The 21381-nt window shown below is 53.4% G+C and carries 20 protein-coding genes; 6 read left to right on the top strand and 14 right to left on the bottom strand.

Going from position 1 to position 21381, the window contains the following annotated elements:
- Positions 1-75 precede the first annotated feature (75 nt).
- From asd to leuC, 4 genes are read right to left on the bottom strand one after another with little or no spacing between them, the layout of a single operon-like run.
- Entirely contained in the window at positions 76-1185 is a 1110-nt protein-coding gene (asd, locus tag AC27K1_RS02475) for an aspartate-semialdehyde dehydrogenase (protein ID WP_487148067.1), read from the bottom strand.
- A 27-nt stretch (positions 1186-1212) separates the two neighbouring features.
- Entirely contained in the window at positions 1213-2283 is a 1071-nt protein-coding gene (gene leuB / locus AC27K1_RS02470) for a 3-isopropylmalate dehydrogenase (protein WP_487148066.1), read from the bottom strand.
- A gap of 42 nt (positions 2284-2325) precedes the next feature.
- A complete protein-coding gene (gene leuD, locus AC27K1_RS02465; RefSeq protein ID WP_487148065.1) occupies positions 2326-2976 on the bottom strand; it encodes a 3-isopropylmalate dehydratase small subunit in 651 nt (216 codons plus the stop codon).
- Positions 2973-4406 (bottom strand): 3-isopropylmalate dehydratase large subunit, encoded by a 1434-nt coding sequence (gene leuC / locus AC27K1_RS02460; RefSeq protein ID WP_487148064.1) that lies wholly within the window; start codon positions 4404-4406, stop codon positions 2973-2975. Before leuC ends, leuD begins: the two co-directional genes overlap by 4 nt.
- A 231-nt stretch (positions 4407-4637) precedes the next feature.
- Here leuC and AC27K1_RS02455 point away from each other — a divergent pair, with 231 nt between their 5' ends.
- The gene (locus AC27K1_RS02455) at positions 4638-5513 is read left to right on the top strand and encodes a LysR family transcriptional regulator (protein ID WP_487148063.1); all 876 of its coding nucleotides are present in this window, start codon (positions 4638-4640) and stop codon (positions 5511-5513) included.
- A gap of 34 nt (positions 5514-5547) precedes the next feature.
- Here the strand turns inward: AC27K1_RS02455 and AC27K1_RS02450 are convergent, their stop codons facing one another.
- On the bottom strand, positions 5548-6132 hold the full coding sequence (locus AC27K1_RS02450) for a lysophospholipid acyltransferase family protein (protein WP_487148061.1): 585 nt from the start codon (positions 6130-6132) through the stop codon (positions 5548-5550).
- A 99-nt stretch (positions 6133-6231) separates the two neighbouring features.
- Positions 6232-6897, bottom strand: coding sequence for a PAQR family membrane homeostasis protein TrhA (trhA, locus tag AC27K1_RS02445; RefSeq protein ID WP_487148060.1), 666 nt, complete (start codon positions 6895-6897; stop codon positions 6232-6234).
- A 224-nt stretch (positions 6898-7121) separates the two neighbouring features.
- On the opposite strand from trhA, the gene AC27K1_RS02440 reads away from it, so the two are divergent.
- Positions 7122-8564, top strand: a complete 1443-nt coding sequence (locus tag AC27K1_RS02440; RefSeq protein WP_487148059.1) for a TrkH family potassium uptake protein — start codon at positions 7122-7124, stop codon at positions 8562-8564.
- 54 nt (positions 8565-8618) lie between these two features.
- On the top strand, positions 8619-10844 hold the full coding sequence (locus AC27K1_RS02435) for a tRNA(Met) cytidine acetyltransferase TmcA (protein WP_487148057.1): 2226 nt from the start codon (positions 8619-8621) through the stop codon (positions 10842-10844).
- An 11-nt stretch (positions 10845-10855) separates the two neighbouring features.
- Here the strand turns inward: AC27K1_RS02435 and aroC are convergent, their stop codons facing one another.
- Both aroC and prmB read right to left on the bottom strand, forming a co-directional pair.
- Positions 10856-11953: a chorismate synthase gene (gene aroC, locus AC27K1_RS02430; protein ID WP_487148055.1), complete on the bottom strand. Its 1098-nt coding sequence runs from the start codon at positions 11951-11953 to the stop codon at positions 10856-10858.
- Between the two features lie 83 nt (positions 11954-12036).
- Entirely contained in the window at positions 12037-12981 is a 945-nt protein-coding gene (prmB, locus tag AC27K1_RS02425; RefSeq protein ID WP_487148054.1) for a 50S ribosomal protein L3 N(5)-glutamine methyltransferase, read from the bottom strand.
- Positions 12982-13127: 146 nt separating this feature from the next.
- Here prmB and AC27K1_RS02420 point away from each other — a divergent pair, with 146 nt between their 5' ends.
- A complete protein-coding gene (locus AC27K1_RS02420) occupies positions 13128-13697 on the top strand; it encodes a Smr/MutS family protein (protein ID WP_487148053.1) in 570 nt (189 codons plus the stop codon).
- A gap of 27 nt (positions 13698-13724) precedes the next feature.
- Here AC27K1_RS02420 and AC27K1_RS02415 read toward each other — a convergent pair whose 3' ends face one another.
- The 3 genes from AC27K1_RS02415 to AC27K1_RS02405 form a co-directional block, all read right to left on the bottom strand.
- Positions 13725-14696, bottom strand: coding sequence for a patatin-like phospholipase family protein (locus tag AC27K1_RS02415; protein ID WP_487148052.1), 972 nt, complete (start codon positions 14694-14696; stop codon positions 13725-13727).
- 81 nt (positions 14697-14777) lie between these two features.
- Positions 14778-15686 (bottom strand): DUF4892 domain-containing protein, encoded by a 909-nt coding sequence (locus AC27K1_RS02410; RefSeq protein ID WP_487148051.1) that lies wholly within the window; start codon positions 15684-15686, stop codon positions 14778-14780.
- An 87-nt stretch (positions 15687-15773) separates the two neighbouring features.
- On the bottom strand, positions 15774-16349 hold the full coding sequence (locus AC27K1_RS02405; protein ID WP_487148050.1) for a protein disulfide oxidoreductase: 576 nt from the start codon (positions 16347-16349) through the stop codon (positions 15774-15776).
- A gap of 257 nt (positions 16350-16606) precedes the next feature.
- Here AC27K1_RS02405 and AC27K1_RS02400 point away from each other — a divergent pair, with 257 nt between their 5' ends.
- On the top strand, positions 16607-16897 hold the full coding sequence (locus tag AC27K1_RS02400; RefSeq protein ID WP_487148049.1) for a DUF6482 family protein: 291 nt from the start codon (positions 16607-16609) through the stop codon (positions 16895-16897).
- A gap of 98 nt (positions 16898-16995) precedes the next feature.
- Complete coding sequence (locus AC27K1_RS02395) at positions 16996-17499, top strand: glutathione peroxidase (RefSeq protein WP_487148048.1); 504 nt, start codon at positions 16996-16998, stop codon at positions 17497-17499.
- Between the two features lie 54 nt (positions 17500-17553).
- Here the strand turns inward: AC27K1_RS02395 and AC27K1_RS02390 are convergent, their stop codons facing one another.
- The 3 genes from AC27K1_RS02390 to AC27K1_RS02380 all read right to left on the bottom strand — a co-directional run bounded on the left by AC27K1_RS02390 (position 17554) and on the right by AC27K1_RS02380 (position 21366).
- Positions 17554-18396 (bottom strand): alpha/beta fold hydrolase, encoded by an 843-nt coding sequence (locus AC27K1_RS02390; protein ID WP_487148047.1) that lies wholly within the window; start codon positions 18394-18396, stop codon positions 17554-17556.
- Between the two features lie 14 nt (positions 18397-18410).
- A complete protein-coding gene (locus AC27K1_RS02385; RefSeq protein ID WP_487148046.1) occupies positions 18411-19193 on the bottom strand; it encodes an alpha/beta fold hydrolase in 783 nt (260 codons plus the stop codon).
- A 115-nt stretch (positions 19194-19308) separates the two neighbouring features.
- A complete protein-coding gene (locus AC27K1_RS02380; protein WP_487148045.1) occupies positions 19309-21366 on the bottom strand; it encodes a TRAP transporter large permease subunit in 2058 nt (685 codons plus the stop codon).
- Positions 21367-21381 lie beyond the last annotated feature (15 nt).

Raw genomic sequence — 21381 nt, 5'->3', positions numbered from 1 at the left:
GGTCAATAAATCCAGCCACAGACTCATAAAGACCCGCTTCGACGTAACCTCCTTGTTACATCAGGCGATGTGATCTCACGATTCCAGCAGAATTCTCAGCATTCGGCGAAGTGGTTCAGCCGCGCCCCAAAGCAACTGATCCCCAACCGTAAACGCGGACAGATATTCCGGCCCCATATTCATCTTACGCAGACGACCTACCGGTACGGTCAATGAACCACTCACCACCGCAGGGGAAAGACGCTGCATGCTGTCTTCACGATGATTAGGCACCAGCTCAACCCAGTCATTTGCCTGGGCGATCATGGCCTCAATGTCGGCCATTGGAATGTCGCGCTTCAACTTCAATGTCAGCGCCTGGGAATGACAACGCATGGCGCCGACACGCACACAAATACCGTCCAACGGAATCGACTGATCCAGCCCCAGAATCTTGTTGGTTTCCGCCTGCGCTTTCCATTCTTCCCGGCTCTGGCCATTTTCAAGCTCCCGGTCAATATAGGGAATCAGGCACCCCGCCAGCGGCACACCAAATTCGGAAACGGGAAAATCATCTGAGCGAATGACGTCCGTGACTTTCCGATCAATATCCAAAATAGCAACTGCGGGATCCTGCAGCTCCGCCTCCACGGTGTCCCTGATCACGCCCATCTGGCTGATCAGCTCCCGCATATTCCGCGCACCGGCACCACTGGCGGCCTGGTAGGTCATGGCACTTGCCCATTCCACCAGTCCTTCGCGGAAAAGACCGCCCAGCGCCATCAGCATCAGACTGACCGTGCAATTGCCGCCCACAAAGGTTTTGACGCCCTGAGCGAGCCCCTGTTTGATCACGCTATCATTCACCGGATCCAGCACAATAATGCTGTCATCATCCATTCGTAGCTTGGACGCAGCGTCTATCCAGTATCCCGTCCATCCGGATGCCCTGAGCCCCGGATACACATCACCGGTATAATCACCGCCCTGACAGGAGATGATGACATCCATCTGCGCCAGCGCCTGCAGATCCCGGGCATCCGCCAGCGCGGGCACCTCGCGACCGATATCCGGCCCCGGCTGCCCTTTCTGGGACGTGGTAAAGAAGGTGGGCTCTACCCGATCAAAGTCGTTTTCTTCGAGCATCCGCTGCATGAGTACGGACCCTACCATACCCCGCCAACCCACCAGACCAAGCTTGATCATGCAATAAACTCCCCGCACCTCTGTTGTTTATATGGCTGCCGCTACTGCATCACCCATCGCCTGGGTAGAAACCTTTTGCAATCCATCCGACCAGATATCTGCTGTACGCAAGCCATTATCCAGTACCTTGCTGACTGCCTGCTCAATGGCATCGGCAGCCGCTGCCTCAGCAAAGGAGTAACGCAACAGCATCGCCAGCGACAGAATGGTGGCCAGCGGATTGGCAACGCCCTGCCCTGCGATATCCGGCGCGGAACCGTGTACGGGCTCATACAACCCCTTATTATCAGCATCGAGTGACGCCGAAGGCAGCATGCCGATAGAGCCGGTCAGCATGGCAGCGCAGTCGGACAAAATATCGCCAAACATATTGCCGGTTACCATGACATCAAATTGCCTTGGCGCACGCACCAGCTGCATGGCGGCGTTGTCGACATACATGTGTTCCAGTTCAACATCCGGGTATTCCTTTCCGATCTCTTCCATGATTTCGCGCCAGAGTACGGTGACCTCCAGCACGTTAGACTTATCGACGGAACACACCCGGCCACCGCGCTTGCGTGCCGCATCAAAGGCGACCCGGCCAATCCGGCGGATTTCAGATTCACTGTAAACGTAGGTGTTGTAGCCCTGGCGCTCACCATTTTCGAGCGTACGAATGCCCCGGGGTTCCCCAAAATAGATACCACCGGTCAACTCGCGGACAATCAGGATATCCAGACCACTGACCACTTCCGGTTTCAATGTAGAAGCTGACGCCAACTGCGGATAGAGAATGGCAGGACGCAAGTTAGCAAACAAATTCAGACTTGAGCGCAAGCCCAGCAACCCTTTTTCAGGACGCTTCGACGTTTCCAGGTGATCCCACTTCGGGCCACCCACAGCCCCCATCAGCAATGCATCGGCGGACATCGCCTTGTCGAGGGTTTCCGCCGGGAGCGGGTTTCCGGTGGCATCAATGGCCGCGCCACCCAGCAACGCCTCGTCAACGGAAACGGCAAGACCGAATTTATCTTTGACCTTGTCCAAGACCTTCAGCGCTTCGGTAACGATTTCCGGACCAATGCCATCGCCAGGCAACACCAGCAACTTTTTCATTTTTCTATCAACTCCTGAAACGTAATCACTGTCGTACAACGATTAACGGGCAACGGTGTTAAACAGCCAGGGGAAACGTGCCTGATGACGCTGCTCAAACTGTCGGATTTGATCGGACTGCTCCAAAGTCAAACCAATCTCATCCAGCCCTTTCAACAGGCAATCCTTTCGAAAGGCATCAATGCCGAACTCAATCTCACGACCACCTGGGCGCACGATTACCTCGCGCTCAAGATCGATTGTCAGCGAATAGCCATCTTGACCAGCGGTTTCCCGAAACAACTCATCAACAACATCTTCAAGTAAAACAATAGGTAACAAGCCATTCTTGAAGCAGTTGTTATAGAAAATATCCGCAAAACTCGGCGCGATCACACAACGAAAACCATAATCATCCAATGCCCAGGGCGCATGTTCACGGGATGAACCACAGCCGAAGTTATGGCGACTTAACAGAATCGAAGCATCTTGATAACGGGGTTGATTGAGTACAAAGTCCGGATTCAGTGGACGACCACTGCAATCCTGATCCGGCTGACCTTCATCAAGATAACGCAGCTCATCAAACAGGTTTTTTCCGAACCCAGAGCGTCGGATGGATTTCAGGAACTGCTTGGGAATGATCATGTCCGTATCAACATTGGCACGATCCAGCGGCGCCACGATACCGGTATGCACAGTGAATGCTTTCATGATGTACGCTCCATCAATTCCCTGACATCAACAAAATGCCCTGTAACTGCTGCCGCAGCCGCCATGGCCGGGCTCACCAGATGGGTTCGCCCCCCAAAGCCCTGACGCCCTTCAAAGTTACGGTTGGACGTAGACGCACAGTGTTCACCTGAACCTAATTTGTCAGCATTCATAGCCAAACACATGGAGCATCCCGGTTCTCGCCATTCCATACCGGCTTCAATGAAAATTTTGTCCAGCCCTTCCTGCTCTGCCTGCTCTTTCACCAGACCAGAACCAGGAACAACCAACGCCTGCTTCACTGATGACGCCACCTTGCGCCCTTCAACAACACGAGCCGCTTCACGCAGATCTTCAATCCGGGAATTGGTACAGGAACCAATGAAGACGCGATCAGGACGAATATCCGAGATATTCATACCAGCCTGAAGCCCCATGTAAGCCAGTGCACGGCGAATACTCTCTGCCCGCGAGTCATCTTTCTCTTTATCAGGATCCGGCACGAGGCCACTGACAGGCGCCACCATTTCAGGCGAAGTCCCCCAGGAAACCTGCGGCTCAATCGCTTCGCCGTGCAGGACGACCACATGATCAAATTCCGCATCAGGATCAGATACGAGTGTCTGCCACCATGCAACAGCTGCTTCCCATTGCTCACCCTCTGGCGCATAGGGGCGCTTTTGAACGTATTCGAGGGTAGTGTCATCAACGGCAACCAGGCCAACACGGGCGCCGGCTTCAATGGCCATATTGCAGATAGTCATCCGCCCTTCCATCGACAGGCTTTCAATGGCAGAACCGGCAAATTCGATCGCGTAGCCCGTACCGCCCGCCGTGCCAATCTCACCGATAATGGCCAGAATCACATCTTTGGCGGTCACGCCCGGCCCCAGTTCGCCATCCACGCGAACCAGCATGTTTTTCATTTTCTTGGTGACCAGACACTGGGTCGCGAGTACATGTTCAACTTCAGAAGTACCAATACCATGTGCCAACGCGGCAAAAGCACCATGGGTTGCGGTGTGGGAATCACCACACACAAGGGTCATGCCGGGCAACGTCAGGCCCTGTTCAGGCCCGACCACATGCACAATCCCCTGCCGGCGATCCTGCATCTGGAATTCCAGGATGCCGAATTCATCGCAGTTATCATCCAGCGTGGCGACCTGGATACGGGAAACCGGGTCCACAATGCCATCAATACCAGCCTCCCGCTCTGAACGGGTCGTCGGCACATTGTGATCAGGGGTCGCCACATTGGCATCCACCCGCCAGGGTTTACGACCAGCCAGCCGTAGCCCTTCGAAGGCCTGCGGCGAAGTCACTTCATGCAATAATTGACGATCGATATAAATCAGCGCGGAGCCATCATCCCGGGTTCGAACCAGGTGACTGTCCCAAAGCTTGTCATAGAGCGTTTTTCCGGACACGTTTCAGTCTCCTTCACATGCCTACCCTGCCAAACCAACAAGCAGGTGTATTGTTGTTCTACTGCCCTTCAAGATGCGAAATAGCCAAGATCAACGCAGGTGATTGGTATTGCCTTTGCCATCCCGCCACACATCTGAATGCCTTATGCTGGCAATGTATGGTATCGTCTCACATAAAACAAATTCATATTTTTAATATTTTGGATAACCATCAGGAATAGGATTATCTCCGTGGACAGCCAGAACCTCAGAGCGTTTCTTGCGGTTGCCGAAAGCGGTTCCTTTTCCGCTGCTGCCCAGGCGCTACACCTCACACAACCCGCTGTTAGTAAGCGAATTGCCACCCTGGAAGCGCAGCTCGACTGTAAACTGTTTGACCGGATCAGTCGACAGATTACCCTAACCGAAGCCGGCCAAACGCTGCTGTCACGTGCCCGCGCCATCCTGAATGCCATTGATGATACCCGCAAGGCCCTGGGCAACCTCTCCGACAAGGTATCAGGCAGCCTGACCATGGCCACCAGTCACCATATTGGCCTGCACCGGCTCCCAGCGGTATTGAAAACTTACAGCAAACGTTATCCGGATGTCCGGCTTGATATTCGTTTTATTGATTCAGAACAGGCTTATACCGCCCTGGGCCAGGGTGAGATAGAACTGGGCATCATTACGCTGTCACCGGACAACCAGCCTCCCGTCATAGCACGCCCGCTCTGGCCGGATTCGCTGGCCTTTGTTGTTGCACCAGAACACCCGTTAACCGAAAAGCCTACGATTAACCTGAAAGACCTCAGTCACTTTCAGTCCATTTTTCCTGACAACCGCACTTTTACCCATCATATTGTGAAAGATCTGTTCGATCAGGCAGGCTTGACGCTGGACATTTCCATGTCAACCAATTACCTGGAAACCATAAAAATGATGGTATCTATCGGATTAGCGTGGAGTGTGCTGCCTGAAACCATGCTGGATGACACCATTGTCCGCCTGCCGGTAGAAGGGGCCGATCTGTCCCGAACCCTGGGCGTTATTCATCACAGTGAGAGAACCCTGTCGAACGCAGGGCGCGCCATGCTGGCGCTGCTGGAAGAGTTGGAACAGCCCTGATGGGAAATCACAGGGCTGATAAATCGATCAATACTTACTGCTCAAATGCACAGGGATGCTTGCCGGTAATGTTGGCATAGAACGCTTTAATGGTCGCCATATCCGCTTCGACGTCGCCGGTCGGCATGAACGTCGGTCCAAAGCCGCCCACCTTACGTTTGAAGTCGAGAAAACCGGACGCAATCGGCACCTTTGCACCATGGGCGATATGGTAGAAACCGGTCTTCCACTTCCGCACCTTGGCCCGGGTTCCTTCCGGGGGAATCGCGATAATCAGTTCCTTGTTACGGTTGAACGCATCGATGGTCGCCTGCACCAGGTTGGTGGAACGGCTGCGGTCAACGGGGATACCGCCGAGCCATTTCATGATGGGCCCCATCGGTCCGCGAAACAGGGAGTCTTTCCCCATCCAGAACACCTTGATCCGGAAGACAAACGCCATGGCAATGGTCAGGGGAAAATCCCAGTTACTGGTATGCGGCGCTGCAATCACCACGTATTTGGGCGCATCTGGCAACTGCCCTTCCATTTTCCAGCCCGTCAGTTTCAGGCCGATTTTCGACACCTGGCGAAACACCCAGTTGACGACCGGCGTGTCAAAAACAGTATGACGCATCATGATTCCCTGTAAACGGCGGCTTCTGAAGCACGCCTTGGTCAATGGTTTGCCCCCTTGCGTTCCTGCAAACAGGGGGCGGGATTTTCAAGCCTTGCCTAATTAAACCGACGATACCGGCAAGACATAGCCATAAATGGCCAGAAAATGGCACACGCAACCGCCCAGTACAAACAGGTGCCAGATGGCATGATTAAACGGCACCCGTTTCCAGACGTAGAATATCACCCCCAGGCTATACACCAGCCCGCCGCTGGCCAGGAGCCAGACGCCTCCAGCGGGCAGACGTTCCACCAGCTCCCCAATCGCAATCAGGGACAGCCATCCCATTCCCAGGTAGGTCAGCAGCGACAACTTCCGGTAACGGTGACCAAAGATCAGCTTGAACGCCAATCCGAACGCGGCAAGACTCCAGACAACGATCATCAACACCATGCCGAAGGTTCCCTCCAGCGTCACCAACATAAAGGGTGTATAGGTGCCGGCAATCAGCAGGTAGATAGCGCAATGGTCAAACAACTTAAGCCATCGTTTTGCGCCCGGCGCCGGAATCGCATGGTAGAGCGTCGAGGCCAGAAACAGCAGAATCATGCTGCCACCATAAATGCTGAAGCTGGTGACCCGGACCGCATCATCCAGGGCAACGGCTTCATTCACCAGCAGCACCAGGGCAACAATACCAAACACCATGCCCAGCCCGTGGGACAGGCTATTGGCAACCTCCTCCGCCACTGAGTAGGGGTTTCGGACGGACTGACAACCCGACATGCTTTCCTCCGCTGAGTTTCGGGACAGCGCTTTATAACACGACTGTGTATCGAACTCAGTATTATTTACTGAATTAAACGGCTGATTCCTGCCAATAGCCTATCCTTTTCTTTCGAAACTGCGACCTGCAACCTGAAGAAAACTCGGTATAAACCCTTAATTACATGGCGACACCACTGGCTACAATCCGCGAATCAAATTCCACGGACCTGGCCATAAGCACCATGAACATCAAACCAGTCCTGTACGTCGCAGGGCTTTTTCTGATGGTACTGGGCATTCTGATGCTGATCCCGGCCCTTATCTCCCTGTCAATGGGTGACATCGGCGCTGGCGCGTTCTTCGAGTCTGCCATCTATACCTTCCTGAGCGGCGGCCTGCTGGCCCTCCTGATGCGATCCCGGCATTTCAGCCTGGTTTCCCGACAGATCTTCCTGCTGACCAACGTGAGCTGGATTCTGGTCAGCGCGTTTGCCGCCCTGCCGTTTGTCCTGGTTGAAGACATGTCCTACACGGATGCGTTCTTTGAAACCATGTCCGGCATAACCACCACAGGTTCCACGGTCATGACCCACCTGGCCACGGTCAATGGCGGCATACTGTTATGGCGCTCGATTCTGCAGTGGCTCGGCGGAATCGGCTTTATTGTAATGGCGGTTGCCATTCTGCCGTTTCTGAAAGTCGGTGGCATGCGCCTGTTCCAGAGTGAATCCTCGGACTGGTCGGAGAAAGCCCTGCCTCGCTCCGGTTCAATCGCCAAGCGGATTGTGATGGTGTACAGCATGATCACCATCCTGTGCATGATTGGCTATATGCTGGCCGGCATGAACCTTTTCGATGCCGCCAATCATGCCATGACCACCGTATCCACCGGCGGCTACTCCACCAGCGACGCCTCCATGGGACATTTCAGCAACCCCTGGATCCACTGGAATGCGACACTCTTCATGATTTTGGGAAGTCTGCCCTTTGTATTGTTCGTGAAATTCCTGCGTGGCGACCGGGCATCACTCATTCATGACAGCCAGGTACAGGCGTTTATCGGTTTCCTGGTCATGATCTGGCTGCTGTTCAGTGTCTGGCTCTGGCTCAATTCCAGCTACGACTGGTTTGAATCGCTGACCCTTGTCGCCTTCAACACCACCTCTGTTATTACGACGACAGGGTATGCGCTGACTGATTACAGCCTCTGGGGCGGTTTTGCTATCAGCCTGTTCTTTTTCCTGACCTTCGTAGGTGGGTGTTCTGGCTCAACGGCGGGCGGCATCAAGATATTCCGTTTCCAGATCGGGTTTAAACTGCTCCATATCCAGCTGAAACAACTCAATCACCCGCGGGCTTTCCTGGTCCAGTCCTACAACGGGATTGAGATTACCAACGATATCCTTCGCTCCCTGGTAGCATTCAGCTCCTTCTTTGGATTGCTGGTTGCACTGCTGACCATGGGCCTCAGCCTGCTGGGACTGGATTTTGTCACCAGCCTGAGTGGTGCCGTGACTGCCATTGCCAACGTAGGCCCCGGTTTTGGTGACATTATTGGCCCTGCTGGCAATTTCGCCACCTTGCCAGCCATGGCAAAGTGGCTACTGTGCATTGGCATGCTGATGGGACGCCTGGAAGTCATAACCGTTCTGGTTATGTTCCTGCCATCGTTCTGGCGCAACTGATGGCCTTGGCGATACAATTTTTCGTTTACTTCCAAGCGATTCAGGACATTTTTTGTGGCGGCAGCGGACAGCTTTAACACTCTGATCAGGGATCGGACACACCAGGCTCGCCAGTGCAGACAACGGCGGGCGCTGGTGTTATCCGGCAGCCACGCCTGGTGTATTGAGCATGCCATGATGGCAATCGCCAGTTTCGATCAACCGATCTGGATCAGTAATATCACTCCCCCCGACCCAATCCCATCCTTAAAGCCTGGCCAGACCCGGCAGCTACTGGGCACAGAGGCGGACGCTGCCATTATTGACGCGCATACGGGTTTTAATCCCAATGCCTTGGGTGCTGCGTCCGGTATTATTCGAGCTGGCGGATTGCTGATTTTGCTCTGCCCCCCTCTGAAGGAGTGGCATACCCATAACGATCCTGAGTACAAGGCGATTCTTAGCCACGGCTATTCACCTGCAGCGATAAAAGGGCATTTTATTGCCCGGATGGCTCGATTCATCCGAATGTCCAGTCATGCGATCACGATTGAAGAAGGCCAGCCACTCCCACCACTGCCTGATTTCAAGGCAGCCCCGATACATGAAACGCCACTCTCTGAGGAAACAACCTGCCGGACAGATGACCAGAGAAAAGCTGTCGAAGCGATCGTCCGGGTTGCCACGGGGCATCGACGTCGCCCTCTGGTGCTCACCGCTGACCGTGGCAGAGGTAAGTCAGCCTCCCTGGGTATTGCCGCTGCAGAATTGCTGAAACAGGGTACAGGGCCATTACTGGTAACCGCACCCCAGCCCGATGCGGTGAAAGCCCTGTTCGAACAAACCGCCAGACTACTCCCTGATGCTGAAATCAAACAGCATTGCATTCGATACAACGGTACTCACCTTCAGTTCATGGCGCCGGATGATCTTGCCCTGAATCCTCAGGACGCTGCACTGGTGATGGTGGATGAAGCTGCCGCTATCCCTGCCCCTTTGCTGGGCAGATTATTGAAACAACATGCCCGTATTGTTTTTTCATCAACCATTCACGGTTATGAAGGCAGTGGACGGGGATTTGCCATTCGGTTCAGGGAAACCCTGGACCAGGTAACACCCAAATGGCGTCATCTGTCGCTCGATACACCCATTCGGTGGGCACAGAACGACCCGGCTGAAGCCCTTACCTTCCAACTATTACTTCTGGATGCATCACCCGCGAAAGACGTCCAGATACTGGAAGGCAACAGTAACAACTATCGCATCAGACAACTGACGCAAGCCCAAATCGCCAGTGATGAATCCCTGTTGAGGGAGCTATTTGGCCTGCTTGTTACGGCACATTACCAGACGTCTCCCCGGGATTTACTGATGCTGATGGATAATCCCGATTTATCCATCTACGTCCTCTACCACGGGCCGCATATCGCCGGAACAGTACTGAGCGTCAGAGAAGGCGGGCTCAATAAGACACTCTCTCAAGCTATCTGGCTGGGACAGCGCCGCCTGCGCGGCCACATGATTCCCCAATCCCTTGCTAACCACGTTGGTATTGCTGAAGCCACCGGATTGACGGGTGAAAGAATCATGCGAATCGCTGTTCATCCTGCCCTACGTCGAAAAGGCTTGGGAAAACAGCTAATCAATGCCGTCATAGCCGACTGCCAACAGAACCAATGTGATTTCATTGCCAGCAGTTTTGGCGCAACCCCCGACCTATTGAGCTTCTGGAGACAGTCCGGACTTGAGCCGCTTCGACTGGGTTCAACAAGGGATACGGCCAGTGGTGAACACTCTGCACTCGTTATGCTGCCCTTATCCGAGGCCGCCTCCGATGTTTATGCACTTGGCAGACAACGTTTTTTTCAACAGCTGCCGCTATTACTGAGTGAATCACTCCGTAATATTGAGCCCTCACTGGTTGCTGAACTATTCAGGACGACCACAACACTGCCACATGAAGAAAAACAGCCCTTATCGGACCAGGACTGGCTGGACTGCGCTTCTTTTGCCTACGGCAATCGCACCTATGACACCTGTATCCAGGCCATTCAAACCCTGCTACTGACCACGCTGCGGGAACAGCAGGCAACTATCACTCCCGACACAATCAATATCCTGATTTACAAGGTGCTTCAGAAATACAGCTGGCAGGATGCGGCCAGGAAATGCCAGCTGTCGGGAGAAAAAATGGCGGTTGCCCAACTTCGACTAGCCATTGCCGAACTGCTTCAGCTGCACCTGTCAAAATGTCCCGCCACCATTCGACAGGCGCTGCAACCGCTGCTGGATCGTTCCTGAGAAGATAAAACTTAGGACACGCTCCCGGCAATCACGGGGGTTGATACGGTCACATCAGCATTCTGGGCACGATGCCTGAGCAGGTGATCCGTCAGCACAATGGCCATCATGGCCTCAGCTATCGGAGTTGCACGAACCCCGACACAAGGGTCGTGCCGACCTTTGGTCACCACCTCAACGGGATTGCCATCCACATCAATACTCCGCCCCGGCACCAACAGGCTGGATGTCGGCTTCAGTGCAATATGCGCGACAACATCCTGCCCTGTAGAAATACCACCCAGAATGCCCCCGGCATTGTTTGACAGAAAACCCTCTGGTGTCATCTCGTCACGATGATCCGTGCCCTTTTGTTCTACGCAGTGAAAACCTGCGCCAATTTCAACGCCCTTGACGGCATTGATACTCATCAATGCATGGGCAAGATCGGCATCAAGACGATCAAAAACCGGTTCACCCAGCCCCGGCATAAGCCCAGTCGCTGTGACCGTTATACGGGCGCCGATGGAATTCCCTTCTTTTCTCAGGGCATTGATGTAGTCTGCCATCTCGGCAGCCTTGGCGGCATCCGGACAGAAAAAAGGGTTGCGGTCCACTTCATCCCAGTCAAAGGCTTCAGCCTTGATTGGCCCCATCTGGGAGAGATACCCACGAACGGTAATCCCCTGCGCCGCCAGACATTGCCGGGCAATGGCACCAGCCGCCACACGCATCGCGGTTTCCCGTGCTGACGAGCGCCCGCCTCCGCGATAATCGCGAATGCCATACTTGTGCCAGTAACCATAATCCGCATGGGCAGGACGAAAACGATCCTTAATTTCGGAATAGTCTTTGGAGCGTTGATCGGTATTTTCAATCAGCAACCCGATGGGGGCTCCTGTGGTTACGCCATCAAAGACGCCAGACAGAATGCGAACAGCATCAGGTTCACGTCGCTGAGTGGTATAACGGGAAGTACCGGGTTTCCTGCGATCAAGATCCTGCTGCAGCACCTCTTCATCCAGCGGAATACCCGGAGGGCAACCGTCAACAATACACCCGAGACCGGGACCATGGCTTTCACCAAACGTGGTCACGGTAAACAGTTTTCCGATGGTATTACCTGCCATGATACTCCACTGCCGTTTATTGCAGGGTGATGATATACGCCATCACCCCCGGTTCTTGTTGATACCGGCATTATACCGGGTTTTCAGTCACTGTCGCCGAATCGATCGCGATAACGACGGCATTCCTCTGCAGTGAGCAGGAAGACACCGTGCCCACCGTGCTCAAACTCAACCCAGGTAAAAGGTACGTCCGGGTAGGCATCCTGCAGGGCCCACTCACTATTACCCACTTCCACCACCAGCAGGCCATTGTCATCCAGGAAATCGGCGGCATTCGCCAGAATGGTCCGGGCAAAGTCCAGACCATCGTTACCTGCCTCCAAACCCAGCGCCGGTTCATGCAGATATTCATCAGGCAGATCCGCCATATCCTCAGCATCCACATAGGGTGGGTTACTGACAATCAACTGGTAGCGGGGGCGATCTTCCATGGTTTTCAGGGAGAGGAACATATCGGACTGAATGGTTCTGACACGATCCCACAACTCGAAACGGTCAATATTGATATGGGCGACCTCCAGTGCATCCCCGGAGATATCGACAAGATCCACCTGGGCATCCGGAAACGCCTGGGAACAGGCAATACCAATACAGCCGGATCCACAACAGAGATCCAGCACCCGGTTGACCGGCTGCTCGCCAAGCCAGGGCTCAAAACCCTTTTCTATCAACTCTGCGATCGGCGAACGGGGTACCAGCACCCGTTCATCCACGTAAAACGGCATACCGAAGAACCAGGCCTGGTTGAGCAGGTAGGCAGTCGGAATACGTTCCCTGATACGACGCTGAACCAGTGTCGTGAGCTGCTGACGTTCACCATCCGTCAGGCGGCTGTCAAAATACGCGGGATCATAATCCCAGGGCAGATTCAACGCCTGCAACACCAGGTGCCGTGATTCATCCCAGCTGTTATCCGCGCCATGACCGTAAAACAGCGACGGATCTTCATTGAAACGGCTGTACGTCCACCGCAACCAATCGCGAATGGTTAGCAGGCCGGACGTATCATTGAGTAAATCTGACACCATGACTCCTACAACGGTTCAGTTTAGAATGCGCGATTATATCCCACTCTACGCGGGAAAGAGGCGGTTTCTGAACTATTTAGCCTGAGTCGTATCAAACGACGTGATAGCCTGAACTGTGTCACTCCCAAAAGCCAATGGAACCAGCAATGGGCGACGACGCCAATCACACTGCCTGCAATGATGACGAAACCCGACTGTTTCAAAAGGAAATGGGCGGGGTTAAACCCATGATCCAACATCAGGCCAAGATTACCCACAAGACGGACACCCTGCCGGCGTCCACCAAGGCGCTGCGCCGACGCTCTGCCGTAACGGATAATACACCGCCAACGGATGGGCTTTCCGACACCCACATTGAGCCCATTGAGCCGGAACAACCCATTGAATACCTGAAAGCTGGCCTACAGCATAGTCGCTTCAAACAGTTAAAGCAGGGGCACCTGCCCGTTGACTACAACCTTGACCTGCATGGCTGCACCATAGAAGAAGCCCGAAACCTGCTGACACGCTTTTTAAGCTTCTGTCAGGACAAGCACTATTGCTGCGTCCGCGTGATACACGGAAAATCACATCGCAGCTTTGGACAACAGGACACGATGAAGAGTTATGTGAACCAGTGGCTAAAACAAATCAGTGCAGTTCAGGCATTTTGTTCCTGCCTGCCGAGGGATGGTGGCCGTGGCGCCGTGTATGTGTTGCTGAAAACCCGACGGTAATCGATGGATAGAACCGCACTGCAGGCTTTATTCCGGCAAATCGGCATTCTCATCCAGATCAGTCGTTTCATTGCTTTCCTCATCAGGAGAAACAGCAAATTGTGGATGCTGGTCAAGCAATGCCGCTGCCTGCAAACGCCCCACCTGGATCAGATCTTCAGCCCGGTGAAACTCATAGAAACGACATTGCCGGGCCGACACCGGAATCAGGATGTCTGCAGAATAGGCTGCCATCTGATGACGGGTTAAAACTTCCTGCATGATTTCCAGGGACTGGTTGACGATATCCAGCATCCCGGTTTTGCCGGTTGCCAATTCAACCGTCTGCTGCATTGATTCGTCCTGATCATCGACTGAATCGCTTTTTTTCAATTTCCTGAACCACCGATCCAGAACCCTTTGTTCCTTGGTTGCCGGCGCAGGATCGCAGGCTACCTGCAGCGGTGCAACATCAGCATTCAGATCCACGGCAATGATCAAATCCGTATGCGCTGACACAGTCGGTGCAATGGGGATAGGATTCAACACACCACCATCGACCAGCAGGCGACCATTATATTCAACGGGTGTAAACAGGCTGGGAATGGCAATGGAGGCCCTGATGGCCTGCAGGAGGTCGCCATCCTGAAACCAGATTTCCTTACGGGCATTCAAATCCGTGGCAACTGCGGTATAGGGAATAGACAGGTCTTCAATCCGGCAATCACCCACCATGCTGCTCATGGCATCAAGCACACGACCGCCCCTGAAGACACCGGGGGAACGGAAAGAAAGATCAAGCAGCCGGATGACATCCAGGTATTTCAGCTCCATGACCCATTCCCGATAGGCCTCCAGTCTTCCGGCAGCATACAGGCCACCGACCAGCGCCCCCATCGAGCATCCTGCAATCGCGGCAATCTCATATCCCCTGGCCAGCAGCTCATCAATGACCCCGATATGGGCATAGCCTCTTGCGCCGCCACTTCCAAGCACCAGTGATACCGTTTTGGCCATCATTCTTCTCCTTGCCCTTTATAAGCCTAGGTGAAGTCAGACACATAAAGGACATCAATGGCAGGCCATATAAGACTGGAGAAGCTATTTCACAACCATTACCCGGACAAAGGACAACGCATTACCTGATTTTTCCTGCAGCAGCGGCCCGGTGCCAATAACAAACAGCCGCTCTTCGTCCACATTTGCATCAATCAAACGCATTTTTACCGACTGGGCATACTGTCTGGATCGTTCGAGTTGCTGCTCAAGCGTAAGATCACTGAGCGCTGGAACCGAACCGGCGAGCAGGAGTTGTGTTAAACCCTTTTGTTGTATTTGCGCCAGAATCCTGTCGATATCCTGCTGTGAAATCATGCCAGAAACAGGATCGACGCCCACATCCCAAAAAGAGTCCCCGGTAAAATCTTTTGATTGCAACGGCGACTTTTCAGCGGAAGCGAGTAACTGGCCCTGGCTTCCTTCGACAACCAATTGATCCAGCATGGCATAGACCCGCCGGTTGCCACGCCGAACCGTGTACAACACATAGTACTCGGCATGACCATCAACCTTGCGCACACCCAGCAAGTAAAATTGATCTTTGTCCAGTCCATACAGATTGGCTTCCTCAAACACTTTATTCGCCCAAAGATTGCTGGGGCCACAATGCCGCCCATCACAGCTGTAAAGCGTTTGAACGCCCAGTTGCCCAAGACGGTCAGAGAAAAAACGAAACCCCGCTTCGCTGCTATGACCATCCGGCATCTGGTAAATCACCCGACGCCAACTGCCATCGAGCCGCTGCTCCTCATCAGCACGTACCACCCCATTCACTTTTTTGATGCTACTCGCAACCAGCGGGTAATTGACTCTATCCCCTTCGCCATGGCGAACGACCGCCGCATTGGGGTAACGGTCAATACCCGGCAAATTGTCAGAAGCTGAAAGATTGGCAGAAGAAACGCTGCTCCAGAAAGGAAGCAGACAGAGAAAAAACAAGATCCTTTGCATTGTCGTCAACTACCCGGTACAGGATGGATGAAAATTGCAGTTTACCACTTGCCTGAACAATCAGCCTGCCAGAACCGTCGTCCTACATCAATTTAACGATTCACTGTCGTTCAGACCTTCAAACCATGCCATGACCTGCTCTGCAAATGGAAGGAAAGTCCCTGCCAGCCAAAGCCTGGCCCGTAAGCCGGCGCTGCTCGTATAACCGGTGGTAATGAATCGTACGTTGCCATCCATCACCACCACAAACGAAGGCGCTGTTGTAACGCCCCAATCCCGGCTGACAGCACCCGTGACATCATTCAGCACGGGAAAACTGAGTTCTCTTGCTTTCATATACTGCTTAAGCCATTCCCTGCTCCCCGAGCTCATGGTAACGGAAAGCACAGGGTAATCCTTCGCCACCTTCTCAACAGCACTGTTAATGGCACGACACTCCATGCACCAGCTTGCCCAGAAATAAAGCAACACAGGCTTTCCCTGACTGAGTGACTCCAAATTAACAAACTCACCATCAATCAAGCGCCCCGAAACAGCCGGTGCCTGATCCCTGGGCATGCTGCGCTGGGCAAAATAACCCTGAACCGTCAGCACCAATACGACCATGAGCACACCAAACACAATTGGCTCCAGAATCTTGCGGCCATCGATAAAGGCAAACATCGACACTCCCTGTCGTTTACGTGGAATTGAGAAAACCACCCTGTTTCAAGATACCGCCATTAGCTTAATTATTAGCTTGAATATCGCGTGATGCTATTTTCACGCTCTTCGACAAATGGCAACCTGCCAGAAAAACAGCAGTACAATTAAAATTACCATTTATTTGTACATATTATATTTTTTGTCTAATATTTTAATATAAAAATGTAAACATTCAGATAAAAGCAAACTGCACCTTGGCAAGGGAGAAAATTGGTATGAAACTCAAAGCGTTAAAGAAGCTCATACGCGAAGAGCCAAGCACCGAAATCAACCTGGTTGCCAGCGAGGGGGATATTTATCTCTGCCAGGTTACCAAAGGGGAAAACCGGTATTTTCTGACAGACAAAGACCCGTCACTGCCCATAATTTTCCATAGTATCAGTGAAGCTTCAGACTACCTGGGCAATATTAATCAACCGGTCAACCTCATACAGCACAGTGCCTATGATGAAATGGTCGGAAACCAGACCGCAGAAGAAACCTATTCATCATTACAGGTTCGCTGAGCTATGTCAGCGTTCTGAAAAAACACTCATACACATCCTCATGGATGCGTAAATATGCGTACAATACCCCACCAGAAACACAAAAAACGGGTGTCCTCATGGATCTATTACGTCACGAAATGCCCTTGCTGAATGGGAAACCTCAAGCCCTGTCAGCGTTTAACAACCATGTTGTACTGGTCGTCAACACTGCCAGCAAATGCGGCTTCACGCCACAGTATCAAGGGCTGGAAGCCCTCTATCAGAAGTACCATGACCAGGGTCTGGTTATTCTCGGCTTCCCCTGCAACCAGTTTGGTCATCAGGAACCAGGTAACAGCGATGAAATTGCCAGTTTCTGCGAAAAGAACTATGGCGTCAGCTTTCCCATGTTCTCAAAGGTCGATGTCAATGGAGACAATGCTCATCCATTGTTCAAAGAGCTCAAGAGTGCAGCACCGGGCGTATTAGGCTCTGAAGCTATCAAATGGAATTTCACCAAATTCCTGATTTATCCGGACCAGTCCAAAGTCATTCGCTACAGCCCGACCACAGCGCCTGATGAGCTGGACCTGGACATCCGTCTTGCCCTCAAGAAGATCAAGGATACATCAACGGTCTGAGTCACCCAGATCATCGGTACCGGAGCCGTCCTCAATGGCGGCTCCTCTGAAGGCTCATGATTCTGACATAAATCCACCAAGCAACTGAGCCACCTCCTCCGCCTGATCTTCCAGATGAAGATGGTGCCCACCAGGCAATGTCTTGATTATGATGTGATCCAGTTCACTCTGATGCGACTTCACGCCTTCAAGGACTATACCGCCTTCGGCGGCTATCAATAACGCTGGCATTGTCAGACGGTTCGTGAAAGCACGTGCATGGGCATGTGTCAGCCGCATGGCGGAAGGCAAGGTCAAACGGGCATCTGTACGCCAGGTCCAGCCGCCATCACAGGGCTCGACACCACGTTCGACCAGAATGCGTGCTGCCGTTTCGCTGATCGCGCCAAAACCTCTCAGGCGTGCAGCCACTGCCTCATCTTTCGACGCAAACACCGATTTATTGCGACTACGTAGCCGGATACGGTTTTTGATTGCCCTGGCCAGCTGAACCGGCGCCTGGTCAACCTCTGTCGGCATGGGCCAGATACCGTCTATCAGCATCAGTCGCTCGACACGCTCAGGGAACGCGCCGGCAGTCAGCACACTGACAATCGCTCCCATCGAATGCCCCAGCAAGGAAAAGCGATCAAGCGAAAGTGCATCCGCGACGTCAACCAGGTCAGTGACATAATCCCATATCGCATAACTGGCATCAGGACTGCGATGATCGGTAAAGCCGTGCCCCGCCTGATCAATCGCAATAATCCTGAACCCCTCTAGCTGTGGGGCCATACGGTTGAACGTTGCCGCGTTATCGAGCCATCCATGCAGGGCCAAAACGGCTGGCGCATCATCAGGCCCCCACTGGCAGGCTGCAAAGGTCATATCCGGCGTTGTTATTTTGAATTCTTTCACGATGATGGATCCATTTACATGGTTTCTGCTAAACGAGCTATCTTGTGTGCCGTCTGCTCAGGTTGTTCGAGGGGGAACATATGGCCACCGGGCACTTTCTGAACACGCACCTGACGGCGAAGGCGCATCGCCATAATCATATGCGGCATCACCACATCGCTGCGATCACCGTAAACCACTACCGTAGGCACCGGAAAGGGCTTGACTGCACGCGGCCAACGGTCAGGGATATTGCGATAAATGCTGATCTCAATATCAGGATCAAAACCCAGGCGCACGCCATCCGGCCCATGAACCATCCCATGATCCACATAATCCGCCAGGCACTCTGGATCAAAATGCTGAAACAAGGGTTTTTTCCGGAAATAATCCATGGCTTCCTGTCGGCTTCGCCAGGCACTTCGGCGCCCGAGGGTTCGTCCTGCCGGCGTAATCCTGTCGATGGCCCCCAAACGCTTGATCAGGCGCACCAGGCTACCTTCCAGGGGCGTTAACAACGGCGCATCCAACATAATGACTCCCCGGAAGAGTTCCGGTGCCTGCCATGAAGCAAACAGACTCAGCACGCCACCCAACGAGTGCCCGACCGCAAGCACTGGCCTGGTATGCTGACGACGAACTTCAGCCACCAACTCATCGACCAGGTGAGGCCAGCAGTCAGTGACAGGAAACGAAGGATCATGACCATGCTTCTCCAGCCAACTGACAGAAAACCCCTGCCGTTCAAGGGCAGAAAAAAATTTTCTGTAAACTGGCGCAGGAAAGCCATTGGCATGGGCAAAGTGAATTGGCAACATCGTGGCGCTCTATTATTTATTTCAAACAAGCGTTTGATTAAGAATAAGAGAGCATGACGCTGCCGTAAAGAGCGGAATGGTTCTGATGGCTGACAATCAGAACCATGCCACCTTGTCAGGCGTAAAACATCAGCGGAACAAAGGCGGTCAGCAACAATGTGATCGCCATCACCAACAGTGGTAAAGCAAACCGTTCATAGCGCCGCCAGAACGATCCAGACACGGCACCGCGATCCACTTCGTCATCGCCAACCACCTGCCGGGTCAGCAAATGATTCAGTGCAACGGGCGGACTGAGATAGCCCAGTTCAAAGGCAATCAGTGTCACCATCCAGAAGTGCAGCGGCTGAATGCCATTACTAAAGGCAAAATCGGTCAACGTAATGGTTACCAGGATCACAGCACCATAGGGGTCCATGATCATGCCGATCAATACCAATATCACCACCAGCAACGCCATGGTCAGCCAGACGGAAGAAAGATCCTCTGGCAACATGGAAATGGCATCTCCCCGGTCAAAGACGCCGCCCAGGCAGATGGATAATGCCATCAGCATCAACAGTGCCCCGATATGTGCCGACGCTTCACCGGTCGCGTGACGAACGGCAAGCTCCGTATCCTTGACGATATTGCCAGACTTCTCAGCGGTTTCCCGACGACGCAACCATTGATCAAGAATCACTACAGCCAACATCACTGCCGGCAAGATCACCGGGGCACTGAACTCATCCAGTGCCGTATTCAGTCCCCAGCGGTACCAGAGGACCATGGCCGTAATCACCAGCACATACGGCACCAGTTTTTTTAATGTCTTGAGCGTCTCCGGCCAGGCGTCTGCGACGGGAGAAACCGTCAGTGTTGCACGACGGGATACCATCGAAACCACTAAAAATAACGATGCGGACAACAGGAACAACCACAAACCCCAGCCGTATAATTCCTGTGTTGTCACTTCATTGTTAAGTGCGGCAATAATTACAATCAGCAGACAGGGGTTGAGAATAACCCCCATACTGCCGGACATGGCCGTTGTCGCCAGCGCGAGTTGACGCTGCGCGCCTGCCCGCCGTAATTCCTGGTAAATCACGGCGCCTACCGCAATCACATAGATGCCGCTTGCCCCGGTGTAAGCGGTTGGCAAGGCAGACACCATTATTGCCAGGAACGCCAGCATTTCAGGCGGCAAACGCCAGGGGCGAAACAGGTCAAACACAAGGCTGGCCATCCGCGTCTGCTTGAGCAGCATACCAATCCAGACGTAGAGCCCGACATTGATAAACAAGCCGGATAAATCCAGCATCTTGCCCAGGTAGATCGTCATCGCGGGCAAGTGTCCGACCAGGATAAAGAAAATACCGGAAATCAGCGCCATCCAGCTATACAGGGGAATACATAACAGGGCATGACCAATCGTACCGCCCGGCTCCAGACCTTCAGGGCGCCGTAAATATTGCAGCAGGCTGACCAGGGTCAAGACACTGAAGCCGGCAATCCAACCCCACTGTATCCAGTGCTGCTGCAGGTCAGGGACAATGCCTGAGGCTTCCTGCATCGATCGATAAGCAATCGCTGAAACCAGCAACAAGGCATTCCCGGCCAGCTGCGCCAGGCTGGAGATCTGCAGATCCCTCAGGGTACGAATGCCCCGCAGGGCAATATGATCACGCAGCAGGGTTGCCGAAGCAGCAGACACCAGCAACAACGTCATCAGAATGTAGCGGGAGGCATTCAGAGCAATATCACCGATCGCCGCAATACCCTCTTCAAAGGCCGCATAATACTGGAGCTCATCGGTTACCTGCCCCTGGCGGACGTCATAGTCTGCATGGCGACGCCGGCATTCCTCCCGGGATCGTTCCAGCGAAGCCCTGAGCACAGCAGGATCTGGCGCCTCCTCATCAAACAGCGCCAGCTCATCATCCACATCCGCCTGCTGGTTCGCCATCAATATGGCCAGCTCACGCTCTATATCGAGATCCTTCTGACAAACCGGTGCCGGTGCAGGGATTCTCAGTTCGTGATAATCAGGCCAGAGGGTGCTGCCAATGGAAAGGAGACGGGAATGCAGCATACTGCTGCTTTCCAGCACAATGACCAACAGAAGAACCAGCGCGATGGGCAGCGAGGAGAGCCAGTCTGACAACGTGCGGTTACGGCTAACGCTTTCGTACATCGAGGTCTCGTCTTG

Source organism: Kistimonas ophiarachnellae (genome assembly GCF_057552235.1).
This window is presented reverse-complemented; position numbering and strand designations above follow the sequence as displayed.